General features: G+C 60.7%; 18 protein-coding genes. 15 read left to right on the plus strand and 3 right to left on the minus strand.

Annotated features, from left to right (window positions below):
- Positions 1-429 precede the first annotated feature (429 nt).
- Positions 430-1,281 carry an SDR family oxidoreductase gene (locus OKA11_RS22495; protein ID WP_267224529.1) on the plus strand — a complete coding sequence of 284 codons (852 nt, stop codon included), beginning with the start codon at positions 430-432 and terminating at the stop codon, positions 1,279-1,281.
- A 258-nt stretch (positions 1,282-1,539) separates the two neighbouring features.
- Here OKA11_RS22495 and OKA11_RS22500 read toward each other — a convergent pair whose 3' ends face one another.
- Positions 1,540-2,775 (minus strand): NAD(P)/FAD-dependent oxidoreductase, encoded by a 1,236-nt coding sequence (locus OKA11_RS22500; RefSeq protein WP_267224531.1) that lies wholly within the window; start codon positions 2,773-2,775, stop codon positions 1,540-1,542.
- 867 nt (positions 2,776-3,642) lie between these two features.
- Here OKA11_RS22500 and OKA11_RS22505 point away from each other — a divergent pair.
- Positions 3,643-3,828, plus strand: a complete 186-nt coding sequence (locus tag OKA11_RS22505) for a ComEA family DNA-binding protein (protein WP_267224563.1) — start codon at positions 3,643-3,645, stop codon at positions 3,826-3,828.
- 42 nt (positions 3,829-3,870) lie between these two features.
- Here OKA11_RS22505 and OKA11_RS22510 read toward each other — a convergent pair whose 3' ends face one another.
- Complete coding sequence (locus OKA11_RS22510) at positions 3,871-4,197, minus strand: low affinity iron permease family protein (protein ID WP_267224533.1); 327 nt, start codon at positions 4,195-4,197, stop codon at positions 3,871-3,873.
- A gap of 1,045 nt (positions 4,198-5,242) precedes the next feature.
- Complete coding sequence (locus OKA11_RS22515; RefSeq protein WP_267224535.1) at positions 5,243-5,503, minus strand: hypothetical protein; 261 nt, start codon at positions 5,501-5,503, stop codon at positions 5,243-5,245.
- A 1,291-nt stretch (positions 5,504-6,794) separates the two neighbouring features.
- Here OKA11_RS22515 and OKA11_RS22520 point away from each other — a divergent pair.
- From OKA11_RS22520 to OKA11_RS22580, 13 genes are all read left to right on the plus strand, one after another.
- Positions 6,795-7,832 carry a BON domain-containing protein gene (locus OKA11_RS22520; protein WP_267224537.1) on the plus strand — a complete coding sequence of 346 codons (1,038 nt, stop codon included), beginning with the start codon at positions 6,795-6,797 and terminating at the stop codon, positions 7,830-7,832.
- A gap of 410 nt (positions 7,833-8,242) precedes the next feature.
- Positions 8,243-8,404 carry a hypothetical protein gene (locus tag OKA11_RS22525; RefSeq protein WP_267224539.1) on the plus strand — a complete coding sequence of 54 codons (162 nt, stop codon included), beginning with the start codon at positions 8,243-8,245 and terminating at the stop codon, positions 8,402-8,404.
- Positions 8,405-8,752: 348 nt separating this feature from the next.
- Entirely contained in the window at positions 8,753-9,013 is a 261-nt protein-coding gene (locus tag OKA11_RS22530; RefSeq protein ID WP_267224541.1) for a hypothetical protein, read from the plus strand.
- Positions 9,014-9,489: 476 nt separating this feature from the next.
- Complete coding sequence (locus OKA11_RS22535; protein WP_267224544.1) at positions 9,490-10,653, plus strand: helix-turn-helix domain-containing protein; 1,164 nt, start codon at positions 9,490-9,492, stop codon at positions 10,651-10,653.
- A 35-nt stretch (positions 10,654-10,688) separates the two neighbouring features.
- The gene (locus tag OKA11_RS22540) at positions 10,689-13,709 is read left to right on the plus strand and encodes an efflux RND transporter permease subunit (protein WP_267224546.1); all 3,021 of its coding nucleotides are present in this window, start codon (positions 10,689-10,691) and stop codon (positions 13,707-13,709) included.
- A gap of 61 nt (positions 13,710-13,770) precedes the next feature.
- Complete coding sequence (locus OKA11_RS22545) at positions 13,771-13,968, plus strand: hypothetical protein (protein WP_267224548.1); 198 nt, start codon at positions 13,771-13,773, stop codon at positions 13,966-13,968.
- 971 nt (positions 13,969-14,939) lie between these two features.
- The gene (locus OKA11_RS22550; RefSeq protein ID WP_267224551.1) at positions 14,940-15,524 is read left to right on the plus strand and encodes an RNA polymerase sigma factor; all 585 of its coding nucleotides are present in this window, start codon (positions 14,940-14,942) and stop codon (positions 15,522-15,524) included.
- Between the two features lie 28 nt (positions 15,525-15,552).
- Positions 15,553-16,554, plus strand: a complete 1,002-nt coding sequence (locus OKA11_RS22555) for a FecR family protein (RefSeq protein ID WP_267224553.1) — start codon at positions 15,553-15,555, stop codon at positions 16,552-16,554.
- Positions 16,555-16,653: 99 nt separating this feature from the next.
- Entirely contained in the window at positions 16,654-19,158 is a 2,505-nt protein-coding gene (locus OKA11_RS22560; RefSeq protein ID WP_267224554.1) for a TonB-dependent receptor, read from the plus strand.
- Positions 19,155-21,197, plus strand: a complete 2,043-nt coding sequence (locus tag OKA11_RS22565; protein WP_267224556.1) for an Atxe2 family lasso peptide isopeptidase — start codon at positions 19,155-19,157, stop codon at positions 21,195-21,197. Before OKA11_RS22560 ends, OKA11_RS22565 begins: the two co-directional genes overlap by 4 nt.
- A 195-nt stretch (positions 21,198-21,392) precedes the next feature.
- Positions 21,393-21,857 carry a DUF6932 family protein gene (locus OKA11_RS22570; protein WP_267224558.1) on the plus strand — a complete coding sequence of 155 codons (465 nt, stop codon included), beginning with the start codon at positions 21,393-21,395 and terminating at the stop codon, positions 21,855-21,857.
- Positions 21,854-23,122 carry an XRE family transcriptional regulator gene (locus OKA11_RS22575; RefSeq protein WP_267224559.1) on the plus strand — a complete coding sequence of 423 codons (1,269 nt, stop codon included), beginning with the start codon at positions 21,854-21,856 and terminating at the stop codon, positions 23,120-23,122. The genes OKA11_RS22570 and OKA11_RS22575 overlap by 4 nt, the downstream gene beginning before the upstream one ends.
- Before the next feature lie 9 nt (positions 23,123-23,131).
- A partial coding sequence (locus OKA11_RS22580; RefSeq protein WP_267224561.1) for a beta family protein occupies positions 23,132-23,893 on the plus strand: 762 nt, incomplete at its 3' end.

Genomic DNA, 23,893 nt, shown 5'->3' on the forward strand with positions numbered 1-23,893 from the left:
CCGGTCGCCATACCGGTCTCGTGGGACGAGCTGGGAGCGATGAGCCATGCGCATCCCTATTCGATCAGGGATGCGGCCGTTCTCTTGAAACGGGCGGAAAATCTTCGCGGTTGGGGCTTTGCCGAACAGGACTTGCCGCCTTTGTAATCGGTGCCAAACGCGCGATTTTCGCAGGCAAACGGGACAACGCGGGTGACCGGCCGTTTGCGCACGCGCAATTGCGCTGTATCATCGGCGTGCGAAACGCGGCCTTTAGGACTTTTTCGTCTTGGCAGCCGGCTCGCCGCTCTGGCCATCGGTCGCCCTGGGACATGAGCAGGGCGCGCGATAACACCTCCAGCGCCGTCAACCGCACCGATGGTGCGGCAAACCGATGAGGAAGTGACAACTTCCCTGCCTGTTGGCCGTTCCCTCATGGAGGAGAAGGCGATGAACCAGACCACACAGATGATCCACGAGGATGCCTTGCCCGGCCACGAGAGTGAATTGGAACCCAAACCCGAATGGCAGCCACGCTATCCCGGCTCCGGGCGTTTGCAGGATAAGGTCGCCGTCGTGACCGGCGCCGACAGCGGCATAGGCCGGGCAGTAGCGGCGCTCTTCGCCCGGGAAGGGGCGGACATCGCCATTGTCTATCTGCTTGAGGACGAGGATGCACAGGAGACCAGACGGATCGTCGAGAGCGAAGGGCGGCGGGCCATTGTCATCCGCGCCGATGTCGGTTCGCGAGAAGCATGTGACGGGATCGTCGAGGAAACGCTCCATACTTTCGGCCGTATCGACATTCTGATCAACAACGCCGGTGAACAGCATCCGGACAAGGACATCGCCGATATTTCGGAGGAACAGCTTCGTCGCACGTTCCAGACCAACATTTTCAGTATGTTCTTTCTGGTGCAGGCAGCCAGACCCCATCTGAAGCCCGGCGCGGCCATCGTCAATTGCACCAGCGTGACGATGTACAAGGGAAGCAAGGAACTTCTGGACTACAGTTCAACCAAAGGCGCGATCACTGCGTTCACGAGATCCCTCTCGGAGAATCTCGTGGCGGATGGGATCCGGGTAAATGCAGTGGCTCCCGGCCCCATCTGGACTCCGCTCAATCCGTGCGGCGGCGCCAGCAAGGAAAAGCTGGAACACTTCGGCGAGAGCACCCCGATGGGGCGCCCCGGACAACCGAACGAGGTAGCTCCCTCGTTTCTCTTCCTTGCATGCGAGGATGCGAGCTACATGAGCGGGCAAGTCCTTCACCCAAACGGCGGGGTCATTGTAAACGGCTGAACTTAAGGGCTTTTGCCGGCCGATGCGGCGGCATGCCGGGGGAGGGGGCAGCCATGCCAAAGAGGCCGGACTCTGCATCCCCGAGCCAGGCGCGGAACAGCGTGGCCGCGTACAATGGAAACGCCGAACGCGGTTCGGACCGCAAGGGGGCTGGACGGCAGGCTGCGCAAAAGTCCCGACTGATGAAGCGGGTCGGCCCTGACGGGGCGGTTCTTCCTGCCATAGAGCCTGCGGATCCTTCAATCGCTGTCCCCGCTTTCAGGCCTCGAAGCGATAAGGATCGAAGCGTTCGGCATCATCATCCGGCTTCCCGCCGATTGCGGCATCGAGCAGTTCCGCGGCAAGTGCTGCGAACGCTATACCATTGCCTCCGAAACCGGAAGCCAGCCATACATGATCCATGCTCCTGGCGGCGCCGATCGCGGGGAGGCCGTCGGGCGAACTTCCGAAAGTGGCCGCCCATGCCCGATCCCAGGCGATAGTCTCCTGTCCCAGAACCTTGGCCAGCCTGGCGGATATCGCTCCTGCTTTTCTTGGCAGGAGCGTGTCCCGTGCGCCTGCATCGGCGAGCTCAACGTCCTCGCCTCCGGCAATGATCCTTCCCTCCGGGCCGACCCGAACGTAGAGGTAGGGATCGCTCGCCTCCCAGATCATTGCGCGCTCGTTCCAAAGAGGAGCGGCATATGGCGGCGTTGCGATCGCAAATGTCGACAGGAGGGAAAACGCCTCCGGCAGAAAAAGTCGTGCCCTTTCGTAGCCTGTCGCAAGGACTACATCCTTCGCGGAAAAGATGCGGCCATCGGAGCTCGCCAGTTCGACGCCGTGCCTGTTTGGATGAAGTGAGACGATATCGACCGGATAGATCAGACAGGCCCCTCGTGCCTGAGCGCTCGCCAGCAACGCGTGGCAAGTTCGAACTGGATCGATGGCAAAGGTCCCCGATGAGACGATCCCTGCTCTTGGGGCAATGCCGAAACGCTCGGCGACTTCTTTCGCAGTCAAATATTGCGAAGGCAGTCCATGCTTGCGATGCAATGTCGCCTCCCGGGCAAGCGCGTCGCCTTCAAGCATCTTGCCTTCGAGGTAGAGTGTCGGCACTTCTTCCTTGAGTTCCGGCCCCGTTTCATCAAGGCGCTGACCGAACCGTTCTACCGCGGCAAAGACACGCCGCCATCGCCGCGCCGCTTCTTTATCGCCAAGCATTGCCGATAGAACGGCAAGCGGGACATCCATTGCCCACATGAGCTGTGCAGTCGACGCCGCTGTGCTCCCGGTCCCCGGTGTCCGGCGATCGCAGACAGCGACGGTCCTTCCGCTTGAGGCAAGCCGATCCGCCAGGATAGAGCCCATTATGCCGCCACCGAGAATGGCTACGTCTACCGGCCTGGCAGGAATGGCCCCTGACCTCGGCGCATGCCAATCGCTGTCTCGCCAAGGAACGGTGCCCGTCCTGAGATCTCGCGTTTCGGTGAGAGGGATGGCCGGGCTGATCATTGTTCCTTTCCGAACAGTTCTCGTTGGCGCGTCTTCCGACTTGTTATCGGGGGCAGCGTTGGGCGAGGCTTACCCTCGAGGCAGCTGGATGATCAAAGATGACCGGTGCAGTAGGCAAGCAGAAGAATGAGCGGGATCGGAATGCCGATCAGCCAGAGAACAGCGGAACGCATGGCACATCTCCATCTTGTATTCTGAGATAAGCAAGCGATGGAGGGAGGGAAAGTTCCCTGATTACCTTCGATCCGGTTTTTGAAAAGTCGTGCTGGTGATTTCGGTTGGAATTACGAGCATTGGAATTACGAACATTGGCAGTGCATCAGTACTGTTGTTGTCTCCATTGCTCAGAAGAGGAAAAGGCGCCTTCTCGCCTCGTTTGTGTTGGCTTGGGGACGCTGGCGGCCTCTCCTTTCTAAAATGCTGGCGGTGGCGGCCTCGGAGAAACGCATGAAGACTACTTTGGCGCCATTGGCCGCAACGAGCGAACTGTGCTTCGCGATGAGGGAATGTATTCGCGAGGTCGCTTCTACGGAATTCAAAAATGTCAATGCGTTCAAGGATCCAGCAGAATTCGATTGCAGCAGCACAGCGACGGGTCAATGTCAGGCTGACGGTGTTTCGAGACGATGCACTGAAAAGCACGCCTTCAGCCGACGTCGGAAATGAGCAGTGCGCAGGCAGCAAGACCGATGCCGGCGATCTGTAGCGAAGGGGCCTGAATGTCCGCCTGGAATGGGTCATGGTCCGGTGCAGCGGGCAGGGCGGTATGCACGGACTTTTCCGATCGTTTTGGGATCAAACAGAGCCGACGTGATTTGTTCGCTTGGTGCGACTTCCCAAAGGAGGACAAGGATGTCCGGTCTCCAGATGGTTGATATCAATACCGCGAGCGCCGCGGAACTGGATGAGGTTCCTTGTCTGAGAGGCCACGGATTTGAAATTGTCCGTTACCGCGAAGAGAGAGGGCTGTTCAGCGATCTGCGGCAACTCGACGAAGTACCCGGACTGTCGGGAAAAGTGGACCCATCGGCACATCTGGCGGTTCGGACTTAAAGGGTCTTCCTCGGGTTGCCGCTTCCGGCCAGGGGCCCACCTTTACCCTTTCCGTTCCTGATCCCGGCGACGATGTCGCTCGATCACTTCCGGTTCCTCTTCATCTTCATGTTCCAGCGAGGTGCGTGCGCGCGGATCGTGACGCAGCAGTTCGTCGAGCTTTGCATGAATGGCCTGAGTGTCGCGATGCTCGGCCCGTTGGATGAATAATGTCATCATCCAGGTGGCAAGAGTGGCATAGCCATGCCAGTCCAGCGTCTTTGGTTCGCAAATAGCCCACGTGATCGTGTATAGCGCCAGAATAAGGAAGGCCGCAGGCCGCGCCATGAGGACGCCGATCCTGGTAAGCGCTGTTCGGAAGAAATCCATCTAGAACTCCCATAATTTGCTGGCTGGCCTCTCGGTATCTCGGCCCGGGATTCGCCAAGCGATCAGTCCGCTGTTATTCTGGAGCCGGATCTTCATCCTTTGCCGCACAGAATGGGGCCGGTGTCGGCCGGCCCTGCCGTTTGCAAACGTGCTTACTTGCTGGCGGGTTTCAGCAAGGACTGTTTTGCGATACGTCCGGGCAACTCGTGCTGAACTTCTCTTTGCTGCTGGCAAGCTAGGGATCAGGGTGTGTCCTGTGCCGGCATTTTGCTGGCACTGGCGCCAGGGAGATGACCTCCGGCTATGCGACAATGGGGCAGTGAGCAGACTTCAAATGAGGAAAAGGCGTTGCCGCTCGGTGACGACAACGCCTTCCAACCGAGCCCATTCAGAGGCGTCAGCCGAAGCTTGCCTAGCGATGGCAGGGCGTCCGGGCGAGTGGAAACGCTGATGGCGAGATGTTCTGTGCGCAAAATACGCTCAATCGGCCAGGCTGCGCGCAAATGCAAAGGCCGTCCTCGCGGGCGGCCTCGATCCAGGTTGAGCTCGGTAGGGGGGCACCAAGCTGGGCCATCCGCTTCTGTGAGCAGCTTTCGAAGGAACGCGCGCCATTCATCATGGTTCCGCAGAATTGGCCTGTGAAAGGAGTTTTTTCATTGCTGTTCATGCCGTTGAGCGCTCATAATCACGGGTCTGGCGTGCAATGAGGCTGTTGTAACTCAGGGTTCATCTGCCCTGCGGCGTCCTGCAATCATGAAACTTTTACCTCAGGCAGTCCTTTGCGCGGCAAACAAGCATGATCCCGACCGGCATAATGTAACGTGGGACGGAACGCACTACGTCGGCCAGTGCAAAGCATGCGGTGCACAAGTCTATCGGGTTGGGCCGAAACAGTGGCGATTTCGGGGGGCAGACCGAACATAGCCTATTTTGCGCACAGGCCGTTCTGCGACGCTGGCTTGCCGGATCGCTGGACGCGATCTGTGCAAGGATTCTTGCGAATGCCCTGCCTTGCTCTGCCCTGCTGCCGGTTAGTGGCGTTCATTCATTGGCCGGCTCCACCAGTTGAAGGCGATTGCATGCCGGGTTGCTGCTGCGGGCTTGCTTCATTTTGCTCGACCGCCTGGCGTGTGTCATTGATCCCGCCGGTTTCCTTGGGCGCCTGCACGGCGCGAACAATCCAAAGCAGCGAAAGAGCTGCAATGGCCAGCACCAGGCTAATCAGAAGAACATAGCGCACTATGCCCGGCGTGGCGCCTGCGCGCGCTTCATCTTTTGCGAGATGTACTTCGTCCCGGGTGTCCATTATGCATACTCCCGTTTCTGAAAGTCTCGAAATCGTTGTTGCCAGACTTCAACGTTTGTGGTGGTCGGGCGTTCCGCCTCGCCGCGCTCCTTGGGTTCAACAGGGCTGAAGCTGAGCCGGGTAGCCGGGTGAGTGCGAGGCTTGCATTGCCCTTGGGAAACGAAGGGGCGCAACGGCTGGTGCGCGATATCTGGACGAGTTGGGGGGAGCGCAGAACATGCCGAACCCGTTTGATGGTGACGCTTCACGGACAAGCGAGGAGCGATGCCAAAGCCAGGACTGCCCATCCGCCAATTCGATCAATGCGCGGCGCTCAGCAGTATTCACGAAGTATGCGGCTGGTTCTCGCCGAGTTGAAATATTGACCAGAACCCACTTGGATCCGGCTCCGCGGAAAATATGTATATGCCGTCGCGCAAGACACTGGCGGTACCGCATCCGAGACGGTCGATGAGTGGCAGCACAGTGCTGACATTGAGCGCCAGGACATCAATTGACGAACGCCTTTGGTCGGCAGGGACGATTGTGAAGCGATGCATGGCAAGGCTCCTCGTTATGGCGGGAGCACGAAATAGATCGGGGTCTCTCAGGCGCCAGTAAGCCAAGGTTGGGCTGGCGATGTCCGAGTACGTACGCCTCTTTGCGCAGCATCCCCAGCCCCATCGGGCTGGATCGGATGAACTGAGCTCGTTCTAAGCTGAATTGTAGCCTTCCGTGCACAATTGTTCGCAGGAAACGGGCGCTGGCTGTCGATGGTTACTTGCCGCCAGCGCATTCACGCGAGTTCGCGATTCTTCCCCTCCATTCCTTATGCCCGCAAAGGCGTTGGGAAGAGGACGGGGCAAATCGCTCTGGGCACTTGGGACCAGGTGTTGCCTATGGCGCCGGGTGGTGGTTGCTAGCTCCCGTTCGCTCGCGGAAAGATAGGTGGTCGCCTGGTTCGCTTGCACCGTGATCCTTTCGCGCCAGAGGATGGAGGCTTGCGCGGGGGCCAACATCACCGCGCTGAAAGTGACAGCGCTATGTCGGGCGTAGGCTGATTAGTGAGGGTCCCCGCGCTCCAGAGAGGCACGCTTGGCCCTTATTTCTGTGCCGCATTGCAATTCAGTGTGCAGTTTTGCCCGGTTTGCAGCACGCAGAGCCCACGGACTGCGGTGAATGCGCGCGCTCGCGCGCCGGGCAGTGGATCGTTCGCGGGCATGGCTTCGTTACATCTCCAGCCGGCCGAGGTCCGCGCGACAAGGTAGTCGGACCGGGTTCGGTACCTGAAAGAGCCATCAAGGAGAGCATCATGAACCGTCGAGACCCAAATCCCGACCGTCAGCAGCATGGCGGATATCGCAATGAGCATTCCGACTGGGAGCCGCCCCGCCAGGCCAATCAATGGGAGGATGGCGTGTCCCGCCAGGCCGGTAGCGAAAGCGATGAAGGGCGTTTTTCGTCATATGGCGAGGTCACGCGCCGTCGCCGCCTGAATCGGGATGAGACCGAAAATCGCAAGCGGCCTCCTGCAAGGGATGATGCAGCCTACCTTCAGTCCCGGGGCTACGATGAGCGCCATTATGGCGACGATACTCGTGACCTCGCTCGCAGCCGGGGGTATCGCTTTTCCGGCGAACGGGATGCTTATCCAAGCCGGGAGTACGATGCCAGCGGCGGCAATGATTTTGCTGATTTCACAAGCGAGGACTACGGCGGACGCGACTTTTACGCCCGTCGGAGCGGTGCCGGCGGTGGCCTGAGCCCCAGCTTCAGTTATCGCCCGACCTTCGATACCTTCGGCCGGCGTTATTATGGCTCCAGCGATGATCGTTCCCGCGGCGACCACAACCAGCATGACTACGGAAGCTGGCGAGAATATGGCGAGGAGCGCGGCTTTCTCCAGCGGGCCGGCGATGAAATTGCCAGCTGGTTTGGCGACGAGGATGCCGCCCGTCGCCGCAAGCAGGATCATCGGGGACGTGGTCCCTCGGATTATACCCGTTCCGATGAACGCATTCGGGAAGACGTGAACGATCGCCTTACGCAGGACTGGCGTGTCGATGCGACGAGTATCCGGGTGGTCGCAAAAGACGGTGAGGTCACCCTCGACGGCACGGTCACTACGCGCCTGGACAAGCGGCGTGCGGAAGACCTGGCAGAAGATGTGTCCGGAGTGAAGCACGTGCAGAACAACCTGCGTCTGACCGGAGTGTCCGGCTGGACGGAAACCGGGCAGGGCGGTTCGGCATCATCGAATGGAAAGCCGGCAGGAAGGGGCGGCGACGTAGCGCAGACCGGCACTTCGATTCCTTCGCAAACAGGAACGATTGTGGACCGTTCCTCCTGAGCGAATGCGATCGGCAAAGCATGGGCCAGGGTGCTCGGGCACCCTGGCCCATTCTCCTTTTCGACAAAAGATGCGGGCCTTCCTGGAGCATTCCGCGCCTCAAGCGCATTGCCCAGTTGTGATCTGCGAATGTTTCGCGCGTGCAGGCAATGAAGGCTGAAGGGATCGTTCCCTGAGCCGAGGCGAGCAAGAAAAGCTGTGATCCGCGCGATCAGGCCCTCGGTGAGATCGGGGCGCGGGAGGTGCCGGTGATCCCAGACATGCACGCCCTACTCGATTGATGTTCCCGCAGTCTGGCGCCTTCCGCTTACCGGACTGCTTTGCAAGCAACCTCCCTGTGGCGGCATCCGTGCGATCGATATGGCAACCCTGGTGAAGCACGCACCAATCGACCGTTCGCAATACTCTCGATGCTGCCCTGGACGATCGGCACGCCGAACAATGGCGGCGCTATCGTGATGGCCAGCGGGATCGGTCTCATCGCGGCCGTGACCGACAATTTGATACGGTCGATCGACATGAAGAGCGGCAAGTCCTGTGCAAAGATGTCCTTCCTGCTGCCCTTGAGGTAGATCTTCGGGGGCTTTGGAGGCTTGCGCAGATGAACACGTCCGCCCCTCACTCGCGAACAGAACCGCGATGGCACGGAATCAGCGGAAACCTGCGTACAGATTGCGGTTTCTAATAAAAAGGAAGTCGCCCCTGCAGAAAAGCGGGATGTCATGCTCCGAAAAGTTGTTTGCCAGCCATGATGGCAGGGACCGGGGCTTTTATGCGGAGGCGATGGCCCGCAGGTCGGTTCGTGCGGATACCGAACCGGCGATTGTTGGAATGTGCGCAGTCGCCGAAGCAGGGCAACAAACCGGCGCGCCGGCTCGCGGGGCGCCAATTGGGAAGCCCGGTGCAGGAGGTCAGGAGTAATGGATAGCTTGCGTGATGCATTGCAGTATTACGGGGCAGGCGCGGCTGTGGTCGCTTCCTTGATGGTGTCCCTTAACCTGGGCAGGCTGTGGACGGGAGGGGCCATGGTGATCTTCGTATCCAGTTCGGCAGCGTTGATTGCATGGGGGTTCCTCAATCCGGACAGCGAAGGGATAGGTTGGCAGAACCTCGCCCTGCTCGTCATCAATGCGGTGGGTGTCTGGCGTTATCTCGTCGCGGAGCCGCGCAAGGGGGCCTAGTCAATGGTGCCTGGAAGGGATCTGCGTAGGCAACCTCGATGAGAGCCTCTACGGAAAAGTCTCCGCGATCCGCTACGGATCCCCGTGGAACAGGGGAACGCAAGGGCGCTGGCCGCTCGGCAAAGGCGGCTCCTCCGGGTAATATCCGGGAGGTCAAGCATGGAGCCTGATAGGGCCGTCGGGGCGTCGATGGAACCTCAGTAGGCCGTGCTCGCGGGCAGTGCGCAGGCGATGGCAGCTTTCTGTATGCTGTCGACCAATGATAGCTGGTCATTTCCCGAAACATCGAGAATGTCCGGATTTGACGGAAGCTGCCATTTGGAGGACAAGGTGCGGCGGCTAGACCTAGAGCGAAGGTCGCATCGCCGGCCGGGGCCGTCAGTGCGCTTTCCGGGGGTGCTGACACGGACACCTACCACTCGGCGATGGATCGGCTGACCCAGAAATGATAGTGTTTGGGGAAGCAAAATTAGTTCTTGAAAACCATCTATGATGGTCCGCAAGCGGCAACAAAAAAGATGGGCCTCTTATCTGTTCTGATCCTGTTGGGAGCGGTCAATGCAGCGAGCTTGGCCGCGTTGATCGTCTGTGCGCGCGGCAATCGCCATGCCAACCGCTTCCTGGCTGGCCTGCTCATGCTCGTCGGGATGCGCCTTGCCATCTACGTGCTGGGCTTCGCCGGCTTGTACGACGAATACCGCTGGCTGACCTTCGTTCCGCTTGATCTGTCCGCCAGCTTCGCACCGTTACACTGGCTATACGTCCGCGCGGTCGTGGGCACGCTGCCGATCCGATGGAAACTTCATCTTGTCCCCGCCGTGATCCAGTTCGCCTATCAGGCGGCCTGCTTCCTGCTGCCAGCTTCCGCCAAATGGGACTGGTACACGACCGTGCATCTGCATGTCGTCGAACCTTTGGCGATGGCGGCCATCCTGATCGCGGCCTGCCTTTACGTAGCCGCTTCCTGGCGGGATCAGGCGCGCTATCAACGCTGGCTCGACAATCATTTCGCCGATCGCGAGCAATGGCGCCTGATCTGGCTGCGCACGATGATCGCCGCATTTGCCGCGTTGCTGCTGCTCATCGGTGCAGCGGTTGCGTGGCATGTTCTGATCGGTCCGATCGACTATTTCGGACGGACGCCGGTGATGTTCGCCTTCTGCCTGCAGGCCTATGGCCTCGGCCTGCTCGGCTGGCGACATGGCGGCGACACCTACCCGCCCGAAACGCGGGCGCCCAACGACGCAGCCGAGCCGCGCACCGACTATAGCGCGGTAGCGGCGAGCTGGGCGAAACGCATCGAGGCTGAGGGATGGTGGCGTGAGGAAGGGGTGACGCTGGGCACTGTCGCGGACCGGCTCGGGACATCCGAACGCAGCCTGTCGCGCGCATTCAACGATGGGGCCGGACGCAGCTTCAACGCGGTCGTTAACGCCATGCGGATACGCGCCATCCAGCGCGCGCTCGCCGACCCCGACGAGAAACGCGATCTACTGACCCTCGCGCTGGATCACGGCTTCGCGTCCAAGGCGAGCTTCAACCGGGCGTTCCGCCAGGCCGCAGGTACGACGCCCTCGGACTGGCGTCGCATGATCCGCCAATCACCGTTTCCGGCGGATTCCGGCGCGCCCGCCGGATAGAGAGCAGGCAAGATGAAACTCCCTTTGGAGGTCTCATGCTGCTCGCCCTGCTTCTTTCCTCAGCGTCCGCCGATGTGGACGCTCTCTTCGAGGCCGCCGTGCGCTCGGACACGCCCGGCTGCGCGCTGGATGTTCGTCGCGACGGCAAGCTGATTGTCCAGCGCAGCTACGGTATGGCGGACCTCGAAGCGGGGCGGCCGATCGATGCCGATACGATGTTCGAGGCCGGTTCGGTATCGAAGCAGTTCACCGGCGCGCTGATCGCCCGGCTCGCCGGGCGTTACACACTGTCCTACGACGACAGTATCCGACGCTGGCTGCCTGAGCTGCCGGCCGTCTATCAGCCAGTCACGATCGCGATGCTGCTGCATCATACCAGCGGCATCCGCGACTGGGGGGCGCTGGCGGATCTGACGGGATGGCCGCGCGGCACGCGGGAATGGTCGATGGACGATGCGATGGCGCTGTTCGTGCGGCAGACCAAGCTCAACTTCGCACCGGGGACCGAATATCTCTACAGCAACTCCAACTATCTCCTCGCGGCGCGGATCGCGGAGCGCGCGGGGGGACGCTCGTTCAGTGAGCTGGCGCAAGCCGAGCTGTTCGGCCCGCTCGGCATGACGCACACGCGCTGGCGAACCGACTTTCGCGACATCGTGCCGCGCCGCGCGCCGGCCTATTCGAGCGACGCAGGACAATGGCGGCTCGACATGCCGTTCGAGGATGTGGTCGGGCCGGGCGGCCTCCTGACGACGGTCGGCGACATGCAGCGCTGGAACGCCGCGCTGGCTGACCCGTCAGCCAGCTGGGCTGCACGAATGACCGTGCCCGGCCGCCTCGGCGATGGCACCGTCGTGCCTTACGGATTGGGATTGGAGCTGGGACCTGTCGATGGCAGGCCCGCCATCAGCCATGCCGGATCGACTGCCGGTTATCGCGCGTGGCTGGGGCGGTTTCCGAAAGACCGGCTGTCGGTGGCACTGCTCTGCAACGCCGGCTCGATCAACACCGAGGAATTGGGGCCGCAGGTCGCGGCGCAGTTCCTCCCCGCCCCGCCGCCACCGGCCGCTTCTCCGCCAGGCGCCGGCGTTCCGGCCGGGATCGTCGGCACCTGGCGGAACATGGCGGGCGCTCTCATCCTTGCGCTTGGTCTCCTGGTCGATGACGCGATCATCGCCATCGAGATGATGGTGGTGAAGATGGAGGAAGGCTACGATCGCATAAAGGCGTCGGCCTATGCATGGAGCCACACCGCTGCTCCCATGCTGGCGGGGACGCTCCTCACGGTCATCGGCCTGATGCCGGTTGGCTTTGCGCAGTCCACGGCGGGCGAATATGCCGGCAACATCTTCTGGGTTGTCGGCTTCGCCCTTATCGCCTCCTGGTTCGTGGCCGTTATCTTCACCCCCTACATGGGAGTGATGCTGTTGCCCCACATCAAGCCGGTCGAGGGCGGGCACGCCGCAATCTACCAAACCCCGCGCTATCAGAGAGTGCGCAGGCTCATCGGTTGGGCTGTCCGGCGCAAGAAGCTGGTGGCTCTGGCGACCTTGGGCGCGTTCTTCGTTGCTGGTGCCGGCATGCCGCTGGTCAAGAAGCAATTCTTCCCAACCTCGGATAGGCCGGAACTGTTGGTCGAGGTGCAGATGCCCAAGGGTACGGCCATCGCGAATACCAGCGATGCTGTCCGCCAGGTTGAAGGCTGGCTACGCAAGCAACCCGAAGCCAGGATCGTAACCTCGTATATCGGGCAGGGCGCCCCCCGCTTCTTCATGGCCCTGTCGCCTGAGCTTCCCGATCCGTCGTTCGCCAAGATTGTCGTGCGCACCGACAAGGAAGAGGAACGCGACGCGCTCAAACTGCGCCTGCGGCAGGCCGTGGCTGACGGACTTGCCCCTGAAGCCCGCGTGCGGGCGACGCAATTGGTGTTCGGACCGCCGTCCCCGTTCCCGGTCGCATTCCGCATCAATGGTCCGGATCTCGCTACGGTGCGCGATATTGCGGGCAGGGTGCAGCAAGTCTTGGAAGACGATCCGATGATGCGCACGGTCAACAGCGACTGGGGCGAACGGGCACCCGCGCTGCATTTCGTGCTCGATCAGGATCGACTGCGCACGATGGGCCTGACCTCCAGCGATGTCGCCCAGCAGCTCCAGTTCCTCCTGACCGGGGTAACGGTAAGCCAGGCGCGAGAGGATATCCGTACCGTCGACGTCGTCGTGCGCTCCTCCGGCGGCGACCGCCTCGATCCCGCGCGCATCGGCGATTACACTCTGACCGGCCTCGGCGGTCAGCGCATTTCCGTAAGCCAGATCGGCCGGATGGAAGTGCGCATGGAAGAACCCATCCTGCAGCGCCGCGACCGGGTGCCGACCATCACCGTGCGCGGCGACATTGCCGACGGTCTCCAGCCGCCCGACGTATCGAACGCGATGATGAAGAAACTGCAGCCCATCATCGAGGGTCTGCCCAGCGGCTACCGTGTCGAAATGGCTGGATCGATCGAGGAAGCCGGCAAGGCCAATGCGGCCTTGGCTCCCATCTTCCCGATCATGATCGTTCTGATGATGATCGTTATCGTCCTGCAGGTTCGCAGCCTTTCGGCGATGTGGATCGTCCTTCTGACGGCTCCGCTCGGGCTCATCGGGGTTGTTCCCACTCTGCTTGTGACGGGGCAGCCGTTCGGCTTCAACGCGATCCTCGGCCTGATCTCGCTCGCCGGCATCCTGATGCGCAACACCTTGATCCTGATGGGCCAGATCCACGACAATGAGCGTGCCGGGCTGTCGCCTTTCGACGCCGTGGTCGAAGCAACCGTCCAGCGTTCGCGGCCCGTCATCCTGACCGCGCTGGCGGCAGTGCTGGCGTTCGTGCCGCTGATCAGTTCGGTGTTCTGGGGTTCGATGGCCGTGACGCTCATCGGCGGAACCCTGGGCGGAACGATCCTTACCCTGCTGTTCCTGCCAGCTCTCTATGCGCTCTGGTTCCGCATCGCGCCGCCATCCGGCGACGATCGGTCTCCGGCACCGCACCCAGAGCCTGGGATTGTGACATGAGCCGGCCGGCCTTGACCCATCCCGCGCCAATTCCCGTGTTCTTCCAGAAGGGCGACCTGCAATGACCCGAATTCCACTTCTGTCAGCCATGTTTTCCAAGGTCAGAACGTTTCTCGAAGCCATCGATCAGACTTCCGACGCTGATCCGCTCGAAGGCCAGGGGCGCCGGATCGCGGCATTGGAAGAGCGCATGTCCCGCCTCGAGGTATCGTCGGCTGCGACGGCGGATTGCGCTGACCAGGTCATAGCCGGCTCATGAGGCGGTCCGCCCCCCATCATTCGAGCAATTCAACAATGAACCCTGCAATGACAGTAGAGGGACTGCCTGAACCTGTGCTTTCGTGGGCTGGCATCGACCTCGCCGACGAGGCAGAGGGCTATCAGACTGACTGGATCGAAATGGCTCTGGTACACGCCGACGAGGATACGGTCCGAGGGGCCTGGAATAGCGCGCTTTATCTCTCGGCACGTCGCTCCATGCTTCGGGATTGGGCTGATCATTCCGACAATTGCCGGGAAAAGAGATTCGGGTCGCGGACACGAAAGTCACCGCCATGCAAGGCTTAGGAGACGGATAACGATCGCGTTGTCGTGCCCATGCTGATGCCGAGTTGCGGCGTATTGAGGCTGATCGCTAAAGATGGCAAACAGTGCTGAAGATCGACTACAACATTTTAATCGGTATTCGCTGATTGCCGCTGTTATGCACTTATTGATTGTGGCGGCAATCGCAAACCCGTGGGGTTCGTGGACTGAGTTCGGTCGCAGTCGCTTCGCTTTCCGGTGGGATGCGAGTGCCCGGATTGCCACAGGCCCACTCTCGGGGTTGTCCGGGCCGCCGAGGCATCTGTCCAAGTCGTTTGACTAAAAACCTCGGCCCGATGTCTCAAGACACTGGCGTAGTCCTCGGGCCCGGCTCCTCGAGAACTCGTAAAACTCAAGACTTGCTTTGTCGCGCAGCATTCGTAAGCTCTGAAAAGCGTCGTATTTCGGCGTGGAGGCCAGCCAGCCGCCTCGAAATGTTCGCTCGGTACGAAAGCATCCGGGCCGCTGTCGCGAATGTCCAGGCCGTCAGGCTAAAGGCGCCGGTAACCGATTTCAAAGTGATTGGCCCCGCGCGGCGCAAGTCGCGCGGTCTCCTGTTGGAGAACATCCCATGGTCTTGGGACGAGATGTCGCGCACGCCAGGCGCGATGGAACCGCCAGCCTTCCGGCCGGCGATCCTTTGGCATGCAACTGAAAATCGATGAACATCGCTTACAGAACCAAGTCGGCATTGCAGAGGGCGATCCGTTGCCGCCCGAAGATCGGGTCAGGAGCGACAGGGGGCATTGGCTCGACGTGCTCTATCGAACCCACTGCGACAGACTGCTGCGCTTCGCGAGACGCTATGCGCACGTAGATGCAGCACCCGACATTGTGCACCAGCTGTTCGCACGTCTCGCCGCTAGAGGCAGTGAAGCGCCGCTCAATGTCGAGGCTCCCACCGCCTACTTGCGGCAGGCGACCATCAATCTCATTCGCAGCGAGGCGCGTCAGGCGCTGAGGCGCTCGAAGCACCTGCATGTCTGCATCGAGGACGTGGAAGTGGGGGGCGGCGATCCTGTCGCTGCTGCAGAAGCCCGCGACATCCTTGCCCACATCGAGGCTATCGTGATGCGTCTTCCAGTACGGACGCGCGAAATCTTCCTGGCGCACAGAATCGATGGCTATAGCTATACGGAGATTGCTGCCCGGACCGGATTGAGCGTGAAGACGGTCGAGAAGCATATGAGCAGGGCCATCGGCTACGTCGCCCGTCATTTGGAGGTGTGATGCACGAGAATAGCTGCGAGGCCCGGGGATGAGCAACGAGAGGGCCGAACAGGAAGCGACGGAGTGGTTCGCCCGCATGCGAGGGCCGGACGCCGACCAATATCGAGAGGCGTTTGAGGCATGGCGTGCGGTGCCCGGCCATGCCGAGATCTACGAAAATCGGCGCAGGGCTTGGGATACCGTCAAGTTCATTACGAACACCCGCACCGGTAGACAGCGCGATCTGGCGCGAGCGAAGCCGTGGACTTCGCGGCTACCCATTTGGTCGATAGCTGCGGCCGTGGGCTTCACATTCCTGGCCGGCGCGGCGGTGGTGGTCAGTGTAAAGCAATCGGCGACTATGTCGTCCGAGGCGCCTCGGACTGAAATTGTAGCGCTGGACGAAGCACCCCGGCGGATCATCCTGCCGGATGGATCGGCCGTGATCCTGGATCGAGGAGCGAAGATGGAGGTGGCGTTCAATCATTCGGAGCGACGGATCCACCTTGTTGTGGGGCGAGGCAGGTTCACCGTGGCGCACGATGCAGAACATCCCTTCATCGTTGATGCCGGGGACGCCAGCGTTGTTGCGCACGGGACGATGTTCGATGTCGAGCTTGGTTCCGGCCGGGTGGGCGTCGCACTGCTTCAGGGAAGCGTGGAAGTGAGATCGCACAGCGGCGGCAGGAACGGGAATCCTCGGGTCGATCTAACGGCTGGGCAGGGAGTTGAGCTCGTAAAAGGAGATATTTCTCCGCCACGCCCAATCGGCCAAATCGAACGGCAGTGGCCCAATGACATGCTCGAACTGAATGGGGTCGACCTTGCGGCGGCGGTCGAGAGTTTCAACCAAACCAGTCGTATCCGGATTGCGGTGGAGCCTGACGTGGATACGCGAGTAAAGGTTACCGGCGCCTTCCGGCGATCGGACCCGGACGCTTTTGCATACCAGTTGGCGGAAACCTTTGGCCTTATCGTCGACGCCCAGGCCGATGGGGCGCTGACGCTGGCGGCCCCTCGGAAACAAAATTTGAAAAAAGCCGGAGGGTGATTTTTCACGCCTGACGACCCGAAGGGGAGGACGCCGCAAGCAGCGGGTCCCCAGGGACGGAGGCAATCAGTGCGTTACCAACTTCTGGCGTGCTGCAGCATGGCTGCAGCCGCGACGGTACTTTGCGCGCCCGCAACAGCGCAAACCGAGGAGCGGAAAGTAGTCCATCTTCCTGCTCAGCCGCTCTCGAACTCGCTCCGTCGGCTGGGCGGTTTGTTTGGCCGAAACATCAGTGTCGATGAGGGCGCTGCTGCAAACCGCAAAGCCGAGGCGCTCGATGGTGAACTCACGTTCGACGATGCAGTCGCGGCGCTCCTTGCCGGCAGCGGACTGCAGGCCACGCAGAAGGCGGGCGGCACGGTGATCAGGCGGGTCACCCAGGACGATGCCGGGGAGGGTGGCATCGTGGTGACTGGCTCTCGTATTCGCGGCGCGCCTGTTGCCTCGACGACACTGACTTACGGACGAGAGGACATGCGGGATTCTGGACAGTCCAGCGCTGCCGATGTCATCCGCTCGATCCCCCAGAACTTCTCCGGCGGCCAAAATCCGGGCATCGGTTCCAACGTTTCCAACGGAAAGAGCCTCGATGTTGGCGGAAGCGTCTCGCTTAACCTGCGCGGACTGGGGGCTGATGCCACGCTGACATTGGTCGATGGGCGGCGGATGAGCTTCGATGCAGCTCTCCAGGGCGTCGATGTGTCGGCCATTCCTTTCGGGGCCATCGAACGAATTGAGGTGGTGCCGGATGGCTCCTCCGCGCTGTTCGGCTCCGACGCGGTGGCGGGCGTCGCGAACATCATTCTGCGTCGCAACTTCGAGGGTTTGGAAACCACTGCACGTCTCGGTGGATCCACCGATGGCGGCAATTTCCAACAGCAGTACGGTGCGACGCTCGGTCATGTGTGGAAATCCGGCAGCGCCGTGCTCTCCTACGAATACGCGAGCAATACGGGGATCATGGCCGAGGATCGTTCGTATCTTCGGGATATCTCTCCGGGTCTCGAGGTCTACCCGAAGATGCGTCACCACAACGCCGCACTCGTCCTGCGGCAGGAAATTGCGTCCGACCTGACTTTCGATTTCGATGGCCTTTATAACAACCGGCGTCGCTACCAGGTCATGCCGCTCAATGCGGCGGGGGATCTGTCGGAGAGCCGCTACGACACCTTTGCGAAGACCGAGTCGTGGGCAGTCGCACCTTCACTGAAGCTGACGTTGCCGGCGGATTGGCAACTGACGCTTGCCGGCAGCTACGGCTGGGACAAGGTCTGGTACGAAGGGATCATGACCTACGGCTCCGTGTCGTCGAGCGCGGGCAACGGGTTTTATCGCAACGCCACTGCCAACGTCGAGCTGAGCGGGACCGGAAAGCTTATCGATGTGCCTGCTGGCGCCATCAAGGCGGCGGTCGGCACCGGCTATCGCAATGACTGGTTCCATCGACAGACCACCAACGGGGCAAGCCAGTTCGTCGACAAGACGCGCGACAGCTACTATGTCTTCGGCGAACTCAGCATTCCGGTGATCTCGGCCGACCAGCATTCCGGCCTCGGCCGAAGCCTCGATCTGAGCGCTGCTGCACGGTATGAGCGCTATCCTCACATTGCTTCCGTCGCGACACCCAAGCTGGGCCTGATCTACGCTCCGACATCGGATTTCACGGTGAAGGGGAGCTGGGGTAAATCGTTCCGTGCTGCGACGTTCTACGAACAGTACACGGCAAATCCCGGCTACCTTCAGAACGCGACGAACTGCGGCGGAACTAGCGGCACCGTCCTCTATCTCCAGGGCGGCAATCCCAACCTGAAACCGGAACGCTCGACGAACTGGTCGGCAACGCTGGCTATCCATCCCACGGCCGTCCCAGGCGCTGAACTCGAAATCAGCTATTTCGATATCCGTTATCGAAACCGGATCGTCACGCCGATCACCTACACCCGTCAGGCACTCACGAACCCGGTTTACGCCGATTACGTGACGCTCAATCCCGATATCGCCGCCCAGAACGACGTGATCGACAGCATGATCACGTTCACGAACCTGACCAGCGGCTCCTATGACCCCACCAAGGTCGTCGCGATTGTCGACAATTCCAACGTGAATGCCGGTCGCCAGAACATCCACGGCGTCGACGTCCTGGGCCGCTACGCATTCGATCTCGGCGGTGGACGCCTCACCGCGTCGGTCAACGGCAGTTATCTTGATAGCAAGCAGCAGCTCGGGCCCGATCAGGACTTCACGCAGTTGGCAGGGACACTGTTCAACCCGCCGCAATTCCGCGGGCGCGGAGAAGTCGGCTGGGGGAAGGATGCCGTGACACTGACGGCGGCGGTCAACTACATCGGCCCGGTTCGTGATGTGAGATACGCGCCATCCGTCAAGGTGTCAGGGATGGTGCCGATCGACTTCACGATCCGATACCATCCGGAAGATGCCCATGGCTTGCTGGGCGGGCTCGATGTCATCGCCTCGCTGCAAAATGCGTTCAACGCCAAGCCGGACACCATCGCGGTCACATCGTTTCTCTACACACCTTACGACAGCACAAACTACTCGCCATTCGGACGTGTCATCAGCCTGACGGTAACGAAGAAGTGGTGAGAATTCCCGTCAGCATGCTCGCGGCTTTTGCCGCGAGCATTACCGCCAACACAACGCATGCCGCGTGCGATGACCTGCTACCTGTCGGCAGGACGGCAGCAACGCGCCAGAGACTCATCACCACGACGGACCTCGTGCGCATTCGAGACATCGGTTACCCCGAAGTCATGCCGGGGCAGGGGAGCCCGTTTGCCCTTTCACCCGACGGACGGTTTCTTTCGTTCGTCATCACACGGGCAGATCCCGCAACCAACAGCATTTGCAGTGGGGTCGTTGTGATGCCGGTCGATGGCCAGTTCGCACCCTTTATCGTGGACCGAGGGGGCGCGCTGCCCAAACTGGCAGGCGTTTTCCGAGGCCTGTTCATCACGACCGGCTTGCCTGAATTGGTGACGCCGAAATGGTCGCCCAATGGCCGATGGATTGCCTGGCGCAAGATTGTCGACGGTGTGGTTCAGGTTATCCGGGCGCGAGCGGATGGAAGCGGCGCGGACCAAGTCACGCGCTCCGCACTCAATGTCGAAGATTTCTCCTGGTCGCCCGACGGGTCGCACATAATCTACCTCGCCAGACCAGGGGTGCTCGAGTCAAAGCGTCAAACGGAGATCGCTGGTCTCTCCGGCTGGCGCTACGACTCGAGCATACTCCCTCAGGAATCGTGGGGGCCGCAGCCGTGGGCCAAGGACGTCCCGCAAGCAACATTCGCGGTGGACGTCGAGACGAAGGCCGTTCGCGAGGCCACGCAGTCCGAGCGGGCGATCGCAAGTTCCGTGCCCCTTGCGGAGTATCCGCCGGGGCTGGTTGCCAAAGGGGCAGGCGGAGCAGTGGCATGGACAGCACCGGTCAGCGAGCACCCGGAAGCGGATAAGCGTGTCTGGGCTGAGTTGCCTGGGAAGGAGCGACGTGTCTGCCTCCACGAGGCTTGTTCGGGGCGTATCCGAGAGCTTCTTTGGGATCGGGGAGGGCACAGTGTCGTCTTCTCGCGCGGCGAAGGCTGGAACAATGAGATATGGACGCTCTATCGTTGGGAGCCTGGGAGCGACCGCATCATGCCCATCCTCAAGACGCATGATGCATTGACCGGCTGCATTGCCGTTGCCGAGGCGATCGTTTGCGGACGCGAGAATGCGACCATGCCGAGAAGGGTGGTGGCACTCGATCCGAAGACGGGGCGCAGCAGGACGCTTTTCGACCCCAATCCCGAGTTCACGAATTTTAAACTCGGCTCGGTTCGCCGGCTACGATGGATCAATGCTCGAGGTCTCCCGGCGTGGGGGGACCTCGTCCTGCCACCCGATTACGACGGCCGTAGCAAGTTGCCTATGGTGATTGTCCAGTACCGCAGCATGGGCTTTCTGCGCGGCGGGATCGGGGACGATTATCCGATCTTTCCTATGGCGGCGAAGGGTTTTGCGGTCCTGAGCTTCCAGCGCCCGCCCTCTATTTCCACGCTCGATCCGAATTTGAAGTCCTGGGACGACGCCCTTCAGGCCCATCATGAGAACTGGGAGGAGCGACGCAGCGTCTTCTCCTCGTTGGACCGGGGGATCGACGCGGCGATCGCCACGGGATCGGTCGATCCGAAGCGCATTGGTATCACGGGCCTGAGCGATGGCGCCTCAACCGTGGAGTTCGCCCTGATCAATTCGCGCAGATTTGCGGCGGCAGCTATGAGCACCTGCTGCGATGATGGCCTGAGCTCGCTGGCGCTGGGTGGTTTCGCCTGGGCGGATCAGAATCGGCGAAACGGCCTGCCCGCATTTGTCGACGACGATCGGGATTTTTGGCGCCCCTTATCACTGGCCGTGAATGCGAGGCTGATCGACACCCCGATCTTGATGCAACTGGCCGATCGAGAAACGCTGCTGGCGCTGCCGGCGTTCACGGCGCTTCGGGAGGCAGGCAAGAATGTTGAGTTGATTGTCTATCCCGATGAATACCATGACAAATGGCAGCCAGCCCATCGGCTGGCGGTTTATAATCGAGCGATCGGGTGGTTCGAGGAGCGTTTGCAGATGCGAAATGCAGTATTCTATTGATGCGGCCTTCTGCATCCGATCGCCGCTCCGGGCGCCATCACTGACTTTTGAAGAGTGCCCCTGCTTGGCAGCGGTTGGGGATCGGTTGCTGCTGGCGTGATCATGATCACGCGCCATCCTCCCGCGAGCCCCTATGCGGCATCACCTTAACCGCATATCTGGACAAACGAACAACACAACGATATTGTTGTGTCCATGATACCAGCCCTCATAGATCTGGATCCTCGAACGCCCTGGCCGGTCCTGCCTCCAGGCATTCATGATGCGACCATTGCCGAGATCGAGGCGACGTTCGCCACGACGCCCCACAGACGTTGGCTGTTCGATGGTTTTGTTCGTGCTGCGCAGGCTTTGGCGGCAGCAGGGTGCCGCACCCTGTATCTTGATGGCAGTTTCGTAACCGGCAAGCCGCATCCCGAGGATTTCGATGGCTGCTGGGAGCATGCGGGCGTCGACCTGTCTCTGCTGGACCCTGTGCTGAAGACCTTCGAGCCTAAGCGGCTAAAACAGAAACGAAAATTCTTTGGAGAACTGTTCCCGGCCCAATTGCCGGGCGCACCCGGGATGACGTTCCTGCAGTTCTTCCAGATCGAAAAATATTCCCAGCGCTCAAAAGGCATCTTGCGTGTCTCGCTCGCCGTGAAAGGAGCGACGCCATGATCACCAACGAAAAGCAATATCGCTCGACCAGGGCCCTGATCGAGCAGTTCCGCGTAGGATTGGACGCGTTGGCTGGCGGCGATCGACCAGCCATGTCGCCTGAGATGATTGCGCTTCAGCGCGACGCTCTTCAGAGCCAGATCGACGATCTTGTAAGCGAAGCCGATGCTTATGATGCTCTGCGCTCGGGCAAAATTACATCGTTCGCGACCGACGATCTGAGCGATCTTCCAGACATCCTGATCCAGGCGCGAATTGCGCGCGGCATGAGCCAGCGAGACCTGGGCGATTGCCTTGGCCTGAAAGAGCAGCAAATCCAGCGCTACGAAGCAGAGCGCTATCGATCGGCCAGTCTCGATCGCTTGATCGAGATCGCCGACGTGCTTGGGGTGCGGATCCATAAGCAGGCCGAGCTTGTAGGCGATGCAAGCCTTGAGTCTATCGGCGGCGAAATGTGGAAGTCGTTCCCCATCGCTGAAATGTACAAGCGGGGGTGGTTTGACGATTTCGAAGGCACCATGGCTCAAGCGAAAAAGGCGGCCGCCCAACTGGTTCCGGTCTTCTTGAGGCACGCGCAGGCGCCTCTCGTGCAGGCCGGTCTGCACCGCAAATCGGTGCGTGCCAGCGGGCAGGTTCATGAGGCAGCGATTGTCGCGTGGGAAGCGCGGGTTCGTCAATTGGCGGAACGGGCTCCGCCTGAAGTCGAATTCGACAAGTCTCGGATCAACGAGACGTGGTTGAAGGGTTTGCTCGCGCTTACGCTTGTCTCCAATGGTCCGGCAGAGGCGGTCGAGTACCTGTCCAGAGCCGGTATCTCGCTGGTTGTAGAGCGTCATTTGCCCGGAACATTGCTCGACGGCGCGGCACTGCGATCGCGAAATTGTCATGCCATTATCGCTCTCACGTTGCGCCATGACCGCCTCGACAACTTCTGGTTCACGCTCTTGCACGAGATTGGGCATTTGAAACTCCATATCGGAGACGGGGAGTTCGCGGCGATCTTCGACGATACCGAGGCCCCTTCGAATGATGTGATCGAGAATGAGGCCGATTACTTTGCTCAGGAAGCCTTGCTTTCCAGCGAACAATGGGAAGTGGCCGCGTCGCGCTACTTGCGGACGGAGAAGTCCGTGATGGTCGATGCGAAGCGCTTTGGCGTCGGTCCGGCAATCATTGCAGGACGAATTCGCCGGGAAGCAAAAGACTATACCCTTCTTAAAGGGCTAGTGGGCAACGGCGAGGTTCGTCGTCAGTTCGATCTATAGGGGCAATCCATGCCAATTACGCCGAACGACTACATGCCGGTTCTCAAATGGCGGCAAGGAGAATACCAGGGTTTGATGCGCCTGAGTGACTCGGTGAAGGATCGCACGGTGCCGCTGATCGAAGTCACTCCGCCCGATTTCGATTTCGAGCTGCAGAAGCCCACCAAAACGATCGATGAACACTTGTGCAATTTCGCCAAGCGCTTCGATGACAAATGGGGCAAGCGACGGGCGCTGCTCGATTGCAGTTTGCTTCCCGCAAGCATGCGAATGGGTGATTTCCGACATCCCCTGCAATTCCTGGGTGAGGAGATCGCATCCACCGGCAATGCCATTATTCCTGTCGTCCGCCTCTCAAGCGATCCCGCTTATCGGGAGGCGGTGAGCATGGTCGAGGCGCAAACCCTTGGAGGCGTCGCCCTGCGATGCTCGCTCGATGAGGCGATCGATCCCGATTTAGACACGCATGTCGAAAATTTGCTCGAAGGCCTCCAGCTTGAGGTTGCGGAACTTGATGTCGTCCTGGATCTTGCATCACCGACCTGGGAGCCGGAAAGCGGCCTTGTCGCTCTGGTGAAAATGGCGATTTCAGGGTCCGACGTCTTTGCAAATTCGCGCAGCGTCACGATTGTCGGGTCTTCGTTTCCCGATTCAATGGGGGCCGTCACCGGGCCTCTTGAATTTTGGCCAAGGCGCGAATGGAGCCTCTATCGCGCCTTGCTTGCAGCAATTGATGCGAGCACGCGTCGTCCCGGTTTTGGTGATTATGCG

Origin of the sequence: Novosphingobium clariflavum (assembly GCF_026420865.1) — a bacterium.
GTDB lineage: Bacteria > Pseudomonadota > Alphaproteobacteria > Sphingomonadales > Sphingomonadaceae > Novosphingobium > Novosphingobium clariflavum.